The sequence below is a fragment of the Hymenobacter endophyticus genome, assembly GCF_032464715.1.
GTDB lineage: Bacteria > Bacteroidota > Bacteroidia > Cytophagales > Hymenobacteraceae > Hymenobacter > Hymenobacter endophyticus.
Window position 1 is genome coordinate 117,122 of the sequence record NZ_JAWDJT010000015.1, and the last position, 14,109, is coordinate 131,230.

Genomic DNA, 14,109 nt, shown 5'->3' on the forward strand with positions numbered 1-14,109 from the left:
GCTACCTCTATCCTCTTTTCAGCCCTTTTTGGGTGAATAAGGGCTCGTGCCCGCGTACTACTTTGATGAAGTCGCCGAGGAAAAGCTTGACCCGGCCGAAAAAGATGTAGCCGCTGATTTGGTCTTCGGGTAGTGAGCCCGAGGCAAACACCTGCCGGTAGCCGGTACCGGCCCCCAGCCCCACCCACCGGAAAATGCGGTAGTGCGCAGCCACGGAGGGCTCCACCAGATACAGAATCTGGTTGTTAGTGCGCTCCACTCCCCCATCGGGAAAGGTGTATTTGGTGTAGTAGTTGCCAACGCCCACCTGCAGCGGCAGGCTCAGCTCCCAGCGCGGGTTGCCAATGAAAACGTACTCCCCGTAGCCTGCCACGTAGCGGAAGCGCACTTCGTCGCGGGTACCGGCGGGGGTGCCTACCGGCTGGGGCACGCGGGTGGGCACGCCACCCGAGAGGCGGTATATACCCAGGCCCGCTCGCCAGCGCCCGCGCCACTCAATTCCGCCCTTCACCCCGTTAATGCCCACCACTTTCCCGTTCAGAATGGAAAAGCGCTGGTCGAACTGAAATACGGCCCGGCGGTGCGACTGGCGCACGAACGTACTGTCATCTGCCCCCGGGGCGGAACCACCAACCAGGGGCCGGGCCCAGGCTGAACCGCCAGCCAGAGCCAAGGCAGCCCCGAGTAATACGCTACGCAAACAAGCATCTTCCACAGCGCAAAGGTACGACGGAGCGCCGCAGGAGTTACCGGTTCGCCCCAGCCCTATTCCGGTTCACCCCCAGCCACGCGCAGTTCACCCAGAATCAGGGGGATGATACGGAAGCTTTGCTGCATGTTTACAGCATCAAACCAACCACGCGGCGCATGGCTTTCACTCCCGATTTTCTGTTTTCCCTGGCTAACCCGCTGGCTATGCTAGGCTGGGCCCTGTTGGTGCTGGCTCCGCGCTGGCGCTTCACCCAAAAGCTGGTGCTCAGTGGGGCTCTGCCGCTGGTGCTGGCCGGTAGCTACGCGCTGCTCATTGGGAGCCATTATCTGGGGCCTCACGCCCAGGAAGGTGGGTTTAGCTCTCTGGCCGAAGTAGACGCGCTATTCCGCAACCCCTGGGCCCTACTGGCGGGTTGGGTGCATTATCTGTGCTTTGATCTGTGCCTGGGCATTTGGGAAAGCCTGGATGCCCGCCGCCGTGGGGTGCCCCACTTGCTGCTGGTGCCCTGCCTGGTTTTTACATTTCTGCTGGGGCCGGTGGGCCTGCTGCTGTACGCGGTGGCACGGCGCTTTTGGGGTCGTTCGGAGTTGATTTCTCACGCTTAATCTCGCTGGTTATGTCTACTGCCCTACCTCTGCCTACCAATTCGCTGGCCCTGCACCCAATTAGCACCTGGCTACGGACGCTGCACCGTGCAAACCCGGTATTGAGCGTTGCCGGCTGGCTGCATGTTCTGCTGTTTGGCGTGGCCCTGGTGCTGTTGCCTCTGGATGTGCGCGTGGTAACGGGCACACCCGTGTGGCTGAAGCCGCTCAAATTCTCCTTGTCCGTGTTAGCTTACGCCTGGACGCTGGGCTGGCTGCTGGCCGCTCTACCTCCCGTAGCCCAACGGGCCGTGCGCCGCATCAGTTGGGGCGTGGCCGCGAGTATGGTGGTCGAAATTGGCTGTGTTTTTCTGCAGGCGGCCCGGGGCACCACCTCCCACTACAATGTGGCCTCCGTCTTCGACATCGTGGTGTTTCAGTTGATGGGCGTATTTATTGCGGCGAATACCGTGCTTACCCTGGCGGCCCTGTACTTGGTGTGGCGGCATCGGCCCCAGGGCCCGGCCGGCTACGTATGGGGCATCCGGCTGGGACTGCTGGTGTTTCTGGTAGGCTCAGTGCTGGGCGGCGTCATGATTGGCCTGAACCGCCACACCGTGGGCGCCCCCGATGGTGGCCCCGGCCTGCCGGGCCTGGGCTGGAGCACCCGCGCCGGCGACCTGCGCATTGCCCATTTCCTGGGTATGCACGCCTTGCAAGCCTTGCCGCTACTGGGCTGGTGGCTAAGCCGCCGCATTCCGTCAAGGGCCACCCTGCTCACCTGGCTGGGGGCCACCCTCTACGCTGGTGCGGTAGCGCTGCTTTTCATCGGAGCCATGCAGGGCCAGCCGCTGTTGGCGCGCTAAATACCGGCTGCCGGTTACTTCAGGTGGGCAAACTTGCGCCTGATGACCTCCTGCACGGGCACGTTCTCAATCTTACTTTCCAGCCAGGAAATGATGTCAAGGTAGAGGAAGGGCCGCCGCTCGTAGGGGTCTTCGGCAATGGTAGTCAGCTCGTTTTTCAGCTTGATAAAGGCCTCCTTGAGCTGGGAGGGAGCCACGTTGCCCAGGTTGCGCAGAAACCGGAAAATGGCTTCCTGCATCTGCTGCTGGTCGTTCATTTTGCCCAAAAACCGATATACGGAGCGGATCTGATATTCCAGGGCTTCGTCGCGGCCGGCCTCGTAGTGGGCAATCAGGTTGAGGATACGGGCAAAGCACTGAATATCCTCGCGCAGGGTAGCTTCTTTGAAGTAGATGACTTTTTCCAGGTATTCAATGGCCTTGTTAGGCTGCCCGCTGCCGAAATACAGGCTGGCAATTTTGTAGTAGAACACCAGGCGGCGGTGCGAATCCAGCTGCATGCGGAACCGCTCCAGGTTTTCCAGCAGCTCGGGAATCAACTGTAGGCCGGCCGTAAACTCGCCGCGCATGAAGTAGCCGTTGAGCCGGTTGGTGTAGATGTAGAGAAATAGTAGGGCGTCGATGTTGGGGTTGCTGCGCCGGTCGGGGTCGGCGGCATAGGCTTCCAACTGGCCCAACACCTCCTCAAATCGACTGTAATACAGCATGTTGTAGGTGGTTACCAGCACATTATGCACCCCTTTTATGTAGAGCATGGGCTGCTGCTCACACATCAAGTCGTTATGCGCAAACAAATCCACCCACTTTTGGGCGTAGCGGTAGCACTGCCGGAAGTTTTGGGTGATGGTGTAGTACCACACGTGCGCCTGGTAGAAGTACAGCTGCTCAAAAAAGCTGGCCTGGCGCGGGTCCAGCTCCGGTAAATCCTGGCGGAAATAGGCGGTTATCTTCTCGTAGTCCTGCTGGTTGCGGGTGTGCCCGATGTTCAGGTAGCGCCCGTACATGCGCAACGCCAGGTTCGACAGCTCATGCTCCCGCCCAATGTGCTGCACCGTATCGGTAGCCTCGTCGGAAAGCTGCCGGGCCCGCCCCCGAATGCTGCGCGTGATGTACTGGCCTTCAATCAGCTTCTCGAAATCCAGGGCTAGTAGCACAATATGGCGCAGCTCCGCCTGGAGCGCCACGGCCTTCACTTTCTCCAGCATCCGCAGACTGTGCTGATAGAGGCCCCGGTTGTAGAGCACCCGCGCGTAATCAAGCTGCTCGTGCAGTTGAATATCGAGGTTGTGGCCGGCGTGGTACATGCGCAAACTAGCCAGCAGCTGCTTGTACAAGTTAGCCTTGAGGTTGGCCATTTGCACTTTTTTGATGGCTGGCACCTGCGCCAGCACCCGCTCCTCGTCGTAGCGTTCCTGCCCATCAAGAGCGTCGAAAAGCTGCAGAAACTTTAGCCCATCAGTAGAGCCCTGGCGATTGGCGAACAGGCGGAAGTGCCGCTTTTCGGTGCGGGTCAGGGATTTTATCAGCTGAAAAACCGGGTCGGTGCTTTCGTTGGGCATTGTACGTTTTCAAAAATCAACTACTTGACAATATGATACTTACTAACAAAATATCATTTTTTAGAAATAGTAAGACGCATAGAAAGAAGTTTTAGGCGGCTATACCTGGGCTAGTACTTCGCAACTGTATTTCAGCCCAAAGATGCTATGTCAGCGCACTTCTCCACTTCCCTGGCCACACTATTTTCTGCATTTGTCGGGGCCGGCTGGCGGGCCACCCTGCTCACGGCGGCTCCGGCCGGCCCGGCCGTAGTGGGCTCCTACGCCCTGCTCCGAATAGAATCAAACCAAGGCCCGCAGGTTGCACGGCCCAGCTCACCGGCTTTTCCCTTTCTGCTCCGCTAAACCGCCGCGGCCCCAATCTGCCCGGTTGCGTGCCGCCTTCCGCTCATGTACTACTCCCCCGATACCGTTGCCTTCCTGGATGGCGAATTTGTTCCGGCCGCCCAGGCTACCTGCGGCGTGTATGCCCAGTCGCTGCACTATGGCTACGCCGTGTTTGAAGGCATCCGGGCGTACAGCACGCCCGCCGGCACCCGCATTTTCAAGGCCGAGGAGCACTTCGAACGGCTACATTATTCCTGCCGGGTTATTGGCCTGCCGCTGGCGTACTCGGTGGAGGAGCTCACCCGCATCAGCTACGAGGTGCTGGAGCGCAACGGCCTGACGGACGCATACATCCGGCCGCTGGTGTTTGCCGGCGCGCCTAACATGAGCCTGAAGGCGGCCAGCACCAGCAACGTGCTGGTGGCCGTGTGGGAATGGGGCAAGTACCTCGGCGACCAAAGCCTGCGCCTCACCGTGTCGCCCTACGAGCGGCCCAACCCCAAAGCCGTGCCCATCGAGGCCAAGGTGGCGGGGCACTACGTCAACTCCATCATTGCCAGCACTGAGGCCAAAAGCCGGGGCTACGACGAGGCCCTGCTGCTGGACATGCACGGCAACGTGGCGGAGGGGCCGGGGGCCAACTTCTTTTTTGAGCGCCAGGGCGAGCTGGTCACGCCCCCGGCCGGCAGCATCCTGCGCGGCATCACCCGCAACACCATCATCGACCTGGCCCGCGAAGCCGGCATCACCGTCACGGAGCGGTTTTTCGGCCCCGAGGAACTGCGTACCGCCGAAGCTGCCTTCATGACGGGCACCGCCGCCGAAGTTATCGGCATTGCCTCCGTGGATGAGGTGACGTTTGAGCGGCCCTTCCAGCAAACCATCGGCGGGATGCTGGCCCAGCACTACCAGGCGCTGGTCACGGGACAGTCAGTAGGCGTTGCACTGTAGAGACACGACACTTCGCGTCTCGGCGTCAGAACAACCACTGCTGCACGATATCCACAGCCAACACCCTCAACGTCAGCAACGACGAAACGCGAAATGTCGCGTCTCTACAACCGCCACCCCCGGCGGCCTACCCCGCTAATTATCAGGCTCCCCCTCTCTGAAGGAGAGGGGGCCGGGGGGTGAGGCACCCCGCCTGAACGAAGCGGTAGAGATGCTTCGCGGGGCTCAGTATGACGTGCTGTAAACATTTAGCACATTTTCCACATCAGCACATTCCGCACATTCCCACACATGGTCCTCAACAAATACAGCCGCATTTACACCCAGGATGACAGTCTGCCGGCCTCGCAGGCCATGCTGATTGGCTCCGGCATTGCGGAGGCCGATTTGCGCAAGCCATTCGTGGGCATTTGCTCCACAGGCTTCGAGGGCAATACCTGCAACATGCACCTCAACCAGCTGGCCGACGCGGTGAAGCAGGGCGTGCAGGAGCAGGATTTGGTGGGGCTGCGCTTCAACACCATTGGCATCTCCGACGGCATCACCAACGGCACGCCGGGCATGCGCTACTCGCTGGTGTCCCGGGAAATCATTGCCGATTCCATTGAGGCCATGGCCGGGGCCCACAACTACGACGCCCTGGCCTGCGTGGTGGGCTGCGACAAAAACATGCCTGGGGCCCTCATTGCCATGGCCCGCCTCAACCGCCCCAGCCTGATGGTGTACGGCGGCACCATCCGGGGCGGCACGTTCAAGGGGCAGCAGCTCAACATTGTGTCGTGCTTTGAGGCCTACGGGCAGAAACTGCAGGGCCGGATTTCGGACGAGGACTACCGCGGCATCATCCGCAACGCCTGCCCGGGCCCGGGAGCCTGCGGGGGCATGTACACGGCCAACACCCTGGCCGCCGCCATCGAAACGCTGGGTCTGAGCGTGCCCTACTCCTCATCAGCTCCTGCCGAAAGTGCCGAGAAGCAGCAGGAATGTCGCAGCACCGGCGCCTACCTGCGCCGCCTGCTGGAACTGGACCTCAAACCCCGCGACATTCTGGTGCGCGAGGCCTTCGAAAACGCCATGGTGGTGACCACCGTGCTGGGCGGCTCCACCAACGCCGTGCTCCACCTCATGGCCATTGCCCACGCCGCCGGCGTCCGGCTCACGCTCGAAGACTTCCAGGCCGTGAGCGACCGGACGCCGGTGCTGGCCGACCTCAAGCCCAGCGGCAAATACCTGATGGAAGACCTCTCACAGCGGGGCGGGGTGCCGGCCGTGCTCAAAACCCTGCTCAACGCCGGCCTGCTCCACGGGGATTTGCTGACCGTGACGGGCCGCACCCTGGCCGAAAACCTGGCCGACGTAGCCCCGCTGGGCCCCGAGCAGGACATTCTGCGCCCCGCCAATAACCCCATCAAGCCCGACGGCCACATTCAGATTCTGTACGGCAACCTGGCTCCCCGGGGCGCGGTGGCCAAGATTACCGGTAAGGAAGGCACCCGCTTCGCCGGCCCGGCCATTGTGTTCGACTCGGAAGAGGAGCTGAACGAGGGCATTGTGCAGGGCCTGATTCAGCCGGGCCACGTCGTCGTCATCCGGTACGTGGGGCCCAAGGGCGGGCCGGGCATGCCCGAGATGCTCAAGCCCACCTCGGCCATCATCGGGGCCGGGCTGGGCGACAAGGTGGCCCTGCTCACCGACGGCCGCTTTTCGGGCGGTACTCACGGCTTCGTTATCGGCCACGTGAGCCCCGAGGCCTACGACGGCGGCCCGCTGGCCCTGGTGGAAAACGACGACTGGATTACGCTGGACGCCGCCGCCAACACCATGGACGTGGCCCTGAGCGACGAGCAGCTGGCCCTGCGCCGCCAGCAGTGGCAGCAACCCGCGCCCCCGGTTAGCCAGGGCGTGCTGCTGAAATACATCCGCACCGTGAGCGACGCCAGCCACGGCTGCATCACCGACTTAGCCGACCACCGCCATGTTCCCGAATCCGCAGCTTCAGTCCGCGCCAGCCTCGCCTGAGGCCCTGGCCGCCCCACAGGTATCCGGGGCCGTGGCCCTGTTGCAGGGCCTGGTGGCCGAGGGCGTGGACACGATTTTCGGCTACCCCGGCGGGGCCATCATCCCCATTTACGATGCCCTGTACGATTTTCAGGAGCAGCTCAACCACGTGCTGGTGCGCCACGAGCAGGGGGGGATTCACGCCGCCCAGGGCTACGCCCGGGCCTCGGGGCGGGTGGGCGTGGTGTTTGCCACCAGCGGCCCCGGGGCCACCAACCTAGTCACCGGTCTGGCCGATGCCCAGATTGACTCCACCCCGCTGGTGTGCATCACGGGGCAGGTATTCGCGCATCTGCTGGGCACCGATGCCTTCCAGGAAACCGACATTCTGAACATCACCACGCCCGTTACCAAGTGGAACCACCAGATAACGGACGCCCGGGATATTCCGGCCGCGCTGGCCAAAGCCTTCTACATTGCCCGCAGCGGCCGGCCCGGCCCGGTCCTGCTCGACATCACCAAAAACGCTCAGCTGCAGCTGTTCGAGCACGCCGGCTACGCGCCCTGCACCCACATCCGAAGCTACCGGCCCCGGCCCGTGGTGCGCCCCGAGTACGTGCAGCGCGCCGCCGAGCTTATCAACCAGGCCCAGCGCCCGTTGGTACTCTGGGGCCAGGGTGTACTGCTGGGCCAGGCCGAAGCCGAGTTCCGGGAATTCATCGAGAAAAGCGGCATTCCGGCGGCCTGGACGATTCTGGGGGCCGGGGCGCTGCCCACCGGCCACCCGCTGAACGTGGGCATGCTGGGCATGCACGGCAACTACGGCCCCAACGTCCTCACCAACGAATGCGACGTGCTCGTGGCCATCGGCATGCGCTTCGACGACCGGGTAACGGGCCGCCTCGACAAATACGCCCGCCAGGCCCAGGTGATTCACCTCGACATCGACCCCACTGAAATCGACAAAAACGTGACGGCCACCGTGCCGGTGTGGGGCGACTGCAAGGAAACCCTGCCCCTGCTCACGCAGCTAATAGAAGCCCGTCAGCACCCAGAGTGGCACCAACGCTTCCGCGACCATGACGCCGAGGAAGTGGCCGCTGTGATTCAGGACGAGCTGTTCCCGACTCAGGACGAGCTGACCATGGGCGAGGTGATTCACCAACTCAATGAGCTGACCCAGGGCGAGGCCATCATTGTGACGGACGTGGGCCAGCACCAGATGGTGGCCTGCCGCTACGCCCGCCTCAACCACCCGCGCCTGAGCATTACCAGCGGCGGCCTAGGCACCATGGGCTTTGCCTTGCCGGCCGCCATCGGGGCCAAGTACGGTGCGCCGCACCGCACGGTGGTGGCCGTCATCGGCGACGGGGGCATTCAGATGACGATTCAGGAGCTGGGCACCATCATGCAAACCGGCATCGAGGTGAAGATTCTGCTGCTCAACAACCAGTTTCTGGGCATGGTGCGCCAGTGGCAGGAGATGTTCCACGAGCGGCGCTACTCCGCCGTAGAAATTGCCAGCCCCGATTACGTGACGGTAGCCAACGGCTACGGTATTGCCGCCCGCCGCGTAGAGCACCGCCCCGACCTCCAACCCGCCCTCCGCCAGCTGCTGGAACATCCCGGCTCTTTCCTGCTGGAAGTGCGCGTGACCCGCGAAAACAACATCTTCCCGATGGTCCCCCAGGGCTGCGGCGTGGGCGAAATCCGGCTGAAATAGAACGGCTGTAGAGACGCAACATTTTGCGTCTCGTCGTTGAACGACCGGAGGGCAGTTTGGACACACAACGTCAGCCGGAGGTCGGGTTAGACACTCAACATCAGCAACGAGGAGACGCAAAATATTGCGTCTCTACACCACACGACGGCCATGCATCAGCAACCCTCCAACCGACAAGAATACAACATCACGGCGTACACCGAGAACCAGGTGGGACTGCTCAACCGGCTGGCCATCATCTTCTCCCGGCGCAAAATCAACATCGAGAGCCTGAACACCTCGCCCTCGGAGATTGAGGGGATTCACCGCTTCAACATCGTGGTGCACGAGTCGGAGGAGGTGGTGCGCAAGATTGCCCGCCAGATGGAAAAGCAGGTGGAGGTGCTGAAAGTGTACTTCAACCCCAACGAGGAAGTCATCTGGCAGGAAATGGCCCTCTACAAGGTGCCCACCGACGTCATTGCCGAGCGGGCCGTGGTGGAGCGGCTGCTGCGGGAGCACGGGGCCCGCGTGGTAGTAATTCGCAAGGACTACACGGTGTTCGAAACCACCGGCCACCGCGAGGAAACCGACAAGCTGCTGGAGGTGCTGCACCCCTACGGCCTCATCGAATTTGTGCGCTCGGCCCGCATTGCCATCATCAAGGACAGCCAGGGCTTTCACCACAAGCTCCGCGAGTTCGAGCGCCAGCAGCCCGGCGAGGAAGTGAGCGAAAACGAGTTCCTCGACCGCCGCGACAAGGTGTTTTCGATGTGACCCCACCAGAACGTCATTCCGAGCAACGCGAGGAATCTCGCGTGCTGACGTTGCAAAGCCGCTCCGTAGCCCAGGGTTTAAATCCTGGGCTAGTGAATCACCCGAACGAAGCGGGAAAGATGCTTCGGCTTCGCTCAGCATGACAGTCCTTTCAGAACTGACAACAAACAACGAACAACTACCAACTAATAACCCCCAACCATCATGGCAACCATCAACTTTGGCGGCGTAGAAGAACACGTTGTAACCCGCGAGGAATTTCCGCTGGAAAAGGCCCGCACCATTCTGCAAAGCGAGACGATTGCCGTGCTGGGCTACGGCGTGCAGGGTCCCGGCCAGGCCCTGAACCTGCGCGACAACGGCTTCCGCGTGATTGTGGGGCAGCGGCCCGATTCGGCTTCGTGGCGCAAGGCCGAGGCTGATGGCTGGGTGGCCGGCGAAACGCTGTTCGGGCTGGAAGAAGCCGCCAAGCGGGGTACCATCCTGGCCAACCTCCTCTCCGATGCCGGCCAGATTGCCGTGTGGCCCACGCTCAAACCCCACCTCACGGCCGGCAAAACCCTGTACTTCTCCCACGGCTTCGGCATCACCTTCAACGACCAGACGGGCATCATCCCGCCCGCCGACGTGGACGTGGTGCTGGTAGCGCCCAAGGGCAGCGGCACCAGTCTGCGCCGGCTGTTTGTGGCCGGGGGCGGATTGAACTCGTCGTTTGCCGTGTACCAGGATGCCACCGGCCACGCCTACGAGAAGGCCGTGGCCCTGGGCATCGGCGTAGGCTCGGGCTACCTGTTCGAAACCGATTTCCGCAAGGAAGTGTACTCCGACCTTACCGGCGAGCGAGGCGTGCTGATGGGGGCTTTGGCCGGCATCATCGAGGCCCAGTACCAGGTGCTGCGCCAGCGCGGCCACTCGCCCTCCGAGGCCTTCAACGAAACCGTGGAAGAACTCACCCAGAGCCTAGTGCCGCTGGTGGGCGAAAACGGCATGGACTGGATGTTCAGCAACTGCTCCGTCACGGCCCAGCGCGGCGCCCTCGACTGGAAAGGCCGCTTCCGCGAAGCTACCCTGCCCGTACTCAACGAGCTGTACGACAGCGTAGCCTCGGGTCAGGAAGCCGCCCGCACCATCCAGCGCGGCTCCACGCCCGGCTACCGTCAGGAGCTGGAAGCCGAACTAAAAGAAGTGCGCGACTCGGAGCTTTGGCAAACCGGTGCCACCGTGCGCGAGCTGCGCTCCAGAGCCACCGAAAAAGTAGAACAGGAAGAACCATACGCCCTCACCGCCAACGGCAACTAAGCACAACCCAGTAGCGCGCAGCTCCGCTTCGCGCACGAGCGAAGCGAGTATCCCGGTACCGCTCCTTCCGCGGGGAACTCGCCTGCGGCTCGTGCGCGAAGCGGAGCTGCGCGCTACGTTTTCACCCTCTGCATGAATTCTGCCCAACCCGCCACCCTCACCCCTGCCCTACCGCTGCCCCTCGTGGAGCAGGCAGCCCGCACGCTGCAGGGCGTCATCAGTCCCACGCTGTTGCAGCACAATCTGGGACTTTCGGCGGCCTACGGGGCCACTATTTATTTGAAGCGGGAGGATTTGCAGGTGGTGCGCTCCTACAAGATCCGGGGGGCGTACAACAAGATGGCGGGGCTGCCGGCTGATGAGGCCACCCGGCCGGTGGTGTGCGCCTCGGCCGGCAACCACGCCCAGGGCGTGGCCTACGCCTGCCAGCTGCTGGGGCGGCAGGGTTACATCTTCATGCCCGCCGCCACCCCCGCCCAGAAGGTGGACAAAGTGCGCCTGTTCGGGCGCGACCAGGTGGAGATTGTGCTGACCGGGGCCACGTTCGATGATTCGTCGAGGGCGGCGCAGGAGTTTTGCCAGCAGCGCCAGGGCGTGTACGTGCACCCGTTTGACGATGCGGCCGTGGTGGCCGGGCAGGCCACCGTGGGCCTGGAAATCCTCCGCGACGCCTCCGCGCCCATCGACTTCGTGTTTATGCCCATCGGGGGCGGCGGATTGGCAGCGGGCGTGAGCAGCGTGTTCCGGCAGCTCAGCCCCGCCACCCGGCTGGTGGGCGTGCAGCCCCTGGGCGCGCCCTCCATGCACCGCGCCATCCAGACGGGGCAGCGGCAGCCGCTGGAGCACATCGAGAGCTTCGTGGATGGGGCGGCGGTGAAGTGCCCGGGTGAGCTGACGTTTGCCATCTGCCGGGAGCTGCTGGATGAAGTGGCGCTGGTGCCCGAGGGCCAGGTGTGCGAGGACCTGTTGCGCATGTACAACGAGGAAGGTATTGTGCTGGAGCCGGCCGGCACGCTCAGTCTCTCGGTGCTGCACCAGTACGCCGCCCAAATCCGGGGCAAAACGGTGGTGTGCATCCTCAGCGGCTCCAACAACGACATCACCCGCATGGAGGACATCAAGGAGCGGGCTCTGCGCCACCAGGGCCGCAAGCACTATTTCCTGGTCACCTTCAACCAGAAGCCCGGGGCCCTGCGCCGCTTTGTGAACCACGTACTGCGCGAGGACGACGACATCATCCAGTTTCAGTACATCAAGAAGAACAACAAGGAAAAAGGCCCCGTTTTCGTCGGCCTGGAAGTGCAGCGCCCCCACGACATAGCCGAAATCCAGCAGCGCATGGTGGCCGAGGGGTTTTCGTACGAGTATTTAAATGGGAAGCAGGATTTTCTGAGTTTGCTGGTGTGAGGTAGAATATAATTGATGTGTTATTGTCTATATTCTGTTTGTTTTTTTTGAATCCGTCTGGCTCCATCACCATCAACATATTTCCACTCTACGACTTTAACTAAAACACCTGATTTTCGGTATACAATTAAGTCTGATGTGCCTCTTCTCTTGATAATGGAGTCACCTACTCGCAAATAAGAATACGAATCACCTGGCAATTCTAGATAGTGACTTTTGCTACGGATAGTTACCCGTACAGAATTACGATTATAGCTATCAATTTTCTGAACATTACCATCTATTTCGGACTGTAAATACTTATCTACGCGAGGCGTACTAACAAATTTTGTGTAAGCAATAACACTTACCACCCCAATCAATATACCAATTGATAAAATAAATGGCCCTCTGCGGTTTTCATCCATTTTCATAATTGCACAAGTGTTAATCGAAAGCCACACATCTTACCCGTAACACCATATTACTACCAGTTTTAATAATATCCAATTATAGAGAAGAGACGCGACACTTCGCGTCTCCCCGTTGCTGACGTTGCTTTGTCTATGCAATGCCGCCCGTTCAACGCCGAGACGCGAAGTATCGCGTCTCTACGGCAGTTGGCCTTTGTAAGCCACTTAGCAACTACACACTATCAATCAGCTACTTACAGCCACATCATCAACTTTTTGAAATAGTAGGCGTGCCGAAAAACGGTTTCGGGGGGCCGGGGCTGGGGGTGTACTTGGGGCTTTCCTTCTGCCACGAAGTCATTGCCCATGTCTACCGAGAAAGTCCACATCTTCGATACTACCCTGCGCGACGGGGAGCAAGTGCCCGGCTGCAAACTGAACCGGGACGAGAAACTGCTCATTGCCCGGCAGTTGGAGCTACTCGGCGTGGACGTGATTGAGGCCGGTTTTCCGGTTTCCAGTCCCGGCGACTTTGCGGCCGTGGCGGCCATTGCGGCCCAAACCCGCGAGGCTACCGTCTGCGGCCTTTCCCGGGCCGTGGAAAACGACATTCGCACGGCGGCCGAGGCCCTGAAAGCGGCCCGATACCCGCGCATTCACACGGGTATTGGCACTTCGGAGTCGCACATTCGGTACAAGCTGCTGAGCACGCCCGAGCAGGTGCTGGAGCGGGCGGTGGCGGCCGTGAAGCTGGCTAAGTCGTTTGTGGAGGACGTGGAGTTTTACGCCGAGGACGCCGGCCGCACCGACAACGAGTTTCTGGCCCGCGTGTGCGAGGCCGCCATCCGGGCCGGGGCCACCGTGCTCAACATCCCCGACACCACCGGCTATTGCCTCCCGGCCGAGTACGGGGCCAAAATCAAGTACCTCGTGGATAACGTGCGCGGCATTGAGCGGGTGCGCCTCTCCACCCACTGCCACAACGATTTGGGCATGGCCACCGCCAACTCCATTGCGGGCGTACTCGGCGGAGCCCGGCAGGTGGAATGCACCATCAACGGCGTGGGCGAGCGGGCCGGCAACACGGCCCTCGAAGAAGCCGTGATGGTACTCCGCCAGCACCCCTACCTCAACTTCAGCACCGGCATCAACACCAAGCTGCTGGCCGAAACTTCGGCTATGGTGTCGCACCTGATGAGCATGCCGGTGCAGCCGAACAAGGCCATTGTGGGCGCCAACGCCTTTGCTCACTCCAGCGGCATTCACCAGGACGGCGTGATTAAGCACCGCGAAACCTACGAAATCATCGACCCGCGCGAGGTGGGCATGCCCGATTCCAGCATTGTGCTCACCGCCCGCTCGGGCCGCGCCGCTTTGGCCTACCGCCTCCAGAAAATCGGCTACGATTTTGACCGCGTGGCCCTCAACAAAGCCTACACCCATTTCCTCGTCCTGGCCGACCGTCAAAAGGAGGTCGTGGACGAGGATTTGCGCGTGATGGTGGAGCAGCAACAACTGGTAACGGCGGGGTGATT

The 14,109-nt window shown here is 61.5% G+C and carries 13 protein-coding genes; 10 read left to right on the forward strand and 3 right to left on the reverse strand.

The window, feature by feature from the left end; translation table 11 throughout:
* Positions 1-7 precede the first annotated feature (7 nt).
* Complete coding sequence (locus ROI90_RS18790) at positions 8-715, reverse strand: hypothetical protein (RefSeq protein WP_315999823.1); 708 nt, start codon at positions 713-715, stop codon at positions 8-10.
* A 152-nt stretch (positions 716-867) separates the two neighbouring features.
* On the opposite strand from ROI90_RS18790, the gene ROI90_RS18795 reads away from it, so the two are divergent.
* Both ROI90_RS18795 and ROI90_RS18800 read left to right on the forward strand, forming a co-directional pair.
* A complete protein-coding gene (locus ROI90_RS18795; protein ID WP_315999824.1) occupies positions 868-1,317 on the forward strand; it encodes an ABA4-like family protein in 450 nt (149 codons plus the stop codon).
* Positions 1,318-1,328: 11 nt separating this feature from the next.
* Positions 1,329-2,162, forward strand: a complete 834-nt coding sequence (locus ROI90_RS18800) for a hypothetical protein (RefSeq protein ID WP_315999825.1) — start codon at positions 1,329-1,331, stop codon at positions 2,160-2,162.
* 14 nt (positions 2,163-2,176) lie between these two features.
* On the opposite strand, the gene ROI90_RS18805 is transcribed toward ROI90_RS18800, so the two are convergent.
* The gene (locus ROI90_RS18805; protein WP_315999826.1) at positions 2,177-3,721 is read right to left on the reverse strand and encodes a hypothetical protein; all 1,545 of its coding nucleotides are present in this window, start codon (positions 3,719-3,721) and stop codon (positions 2,177-2,179) included.
* Positions 3,722-3,868: 147 nt separating this feature from the next.
* On the opposite strand from ROI90_RS18805, the gene ROI90_RS18810 reads away from it, so the two are divergent.
* From ROI90_RS18810 to ilvA, 7 genes are all read left to right on the forward strand, one after another.
* Entirely contained in the window at positions 3,869-4,066 is a 198-nt protein-coding gene (locus tag ROI90_RS18810) for a hypothetical protein (protein WP_315999827.1), read from the forward strand.
* Between the two features lie 45 nt (positions 4,067-4,111).
* The gene (locus ROI90_RS18815; protein WP_315999828.1) at positions 4,112-4,999 is read left to right on the forward strand and encodes a branched-chain amino acid transaminase; all 888 of its coding nucleotides are present in this window, start codon (positions 4,112-4,114) and stop codon (positions 4,997-4,999) included.
* A gap of 291 nt (positions 5,000-5,290) precedes the next feature.
* Positions 5,291-7,018, forward strand: coding sequence for a dihydroxy-acid dehydratase (gene ilvD / locus ROI90_RS18820; protein WP_315999829.1), 1,728 nt, complete (start codon positions 5,291-5,293; stop codon positions 7,016-7,018).
* On the forward strand, positions 6,975-8,720 hold the full coding sequence (gene ilvB, locus ROI90_RS18825) for a biosynthetic-type acetolactate synthase large subunit (RefSeq protein WP_315999830.1): 1,746 nt from the start codon (positions 6,975-6,977) through the stop codon (positions 8,718-8,720). The genes ilvD and ilvB overlap by 44 nt, the downstream gene beginning before the upstream one ends.
* 150 nt (positions 8,721-8,870) lie before the next feature.
* Positions 8,871-9,476 carry an acetolactate synthase small subunit gene (gene ilvN, locus ROI90_RS18830; RefSeq protein WP_315999831.1) on the forward strand — a complete coding sequence of 202 codons (606 nt, stop codon included), beginning with the start codon at positions 8,871-8,873 and terminating at the stop codon, positions 9,474-9,476.
* 204 nt (positions 9,477-9,680) lie between these two features.
* Positions 9,681-10,775, forward strand: a complete 1,095-nt coding sequence (gene ilvC, locus ROI90_RS18835; protein WP_315999832.1) for a ketol-acid reductoisomerase — start codon at positions 9,681-9,683, stop codon at positions 10,773-10,775.
* 132 nt (positions 10,776-10,907) lie between these two features.
* On the forward strand, positions 10,908-12,182 hold the full coding sequence (gene ilvA, locus ROI90_RS18840; protein WP_315999833.1) for a threonine ammonia-lyase IlvA: 1,275 nt from the start codon (positions 10,908-10,910) through the stop codon (positions 12,180-12,182).
* Positions 12,183-12,202: 20 nt separating this feature from the next.
* Here the strand turns inward: ilvA and ROI90_RS18845 are convergent, their stop codons facing one another.
* Positions 12,203-12,595, reverse strand: a complete 393-nt coding sequence (locus tag ROI90_RS18845; protein WP_315999834.1) for a hypothetical protein — start codon at positions 12,593-12,595, stop codon at positions 12,203-12,205.
* A gap of 345 nt (positions 12,596-12,940) precedes the next feature.
* Here ROI90_RS18845 and ROI90_RS18850 point away from each other — a divergent pair, with 345 nt between their 5' ends.
* The gene (locus tag ROI90_RS18850) at positions 12,941-14,107 is read left to right on the forward strand and encodes a 2-isopropylmalate synthase (RefSeq protein ID WP_315999835.1); all 1,167 of its coding nucleotides are present in this window, start codon (positions 12,941-12,943) and stop codon (positions 14,105-14,107) included.
* Positions 14,108-14,109 lie beyond the last annotated feature (2 nt).

Excerpts from the sequence above, each read along its gene's own strand:
- ilvB (WP_315999830.1), top strand. The coding sequence starts at position 6,975 with ATGTTCCCGAATCCGCAGCTTCAGTCCGCGCCAGCCTCGCCTGAGGCC.
- ROI90_RS18800 (WP_315999825.1), top strand. The coding sequence starts at position 1,329 with ATGTCTACTGCCCTACCTCTGCCTACCAATTCGCTGGCCCTGCACCCA.
- ROI90_RS18815 (WP_315999828.1), top strand. The coding sequence starts at position 4,112 with ATGTACTACTCCCCCGATACCGTTGCCTTCCTGGATGGCGAATTTGTT.
- ilvC (WP_315999832.1), top strand. The coding sequence starts at position 9,681 with ATGGCAACCATCAACTTTGGCGGCGTAGAAGAACACGTTGTAACCCGC.
- ROI90_RS18805 (WP_315999826.1), bottom strand. The coding sequence starts at position 3,721 with ATGCCCAACGAAAGCACCGACCCGGTTTTTCAGCTGATAAAATCCCTG.
- ROI90_RS18850 (WP_315999835.1), top strand. The coding sequence starts at position 12,941 with ATGTCTACCGAGAAAGTCCACATCTTCGATACTACCCTGCGCGACGGG.
- ilvN (WP_315999831.1), top strand. The coding sequence starts at position 8,871 with ATGCATCAGCAACCCTCCAACCGACAAGAATACAACATCACGGCGTAC.
- ROI90_RS18810 (WP_315999827.1), top strand. The coding sequence starts at position 3,869 with ATGTCAGCGCACTTCTCCACTTCCCTGGCCACACTATTTTCTGCATTT.
- ilvD (WP_315999829.1), top strand. The coding sequence starts at position 5,291 with ATGGTCCTCAACAAATACAGCCGCATTTACACCCAGGATGACAGTCTG.
- ilvA (WP_315999833.1), top strand. The coding sequence starts at position 10,908 with ATGAATTCTGCCCAACCCGCCACCCTCACCCCTGCCCTACCGCTGCCC.
- ROI90_RS18845 (WP_315999834.1), bottom strand. The coding sequence starts at position 12,595 with ATGAAAATGGATGAAAACCGCAGAGGGCCATTTATTTTATCAATTGGT.
- ROI90_RS18795 (WP_315999824.1), top strand. The coding sequence starts at position 868 with ATGGCTTTCACTCCCGATTTTCTGTTTTCCCTGGCTAACCCGCTGGCT.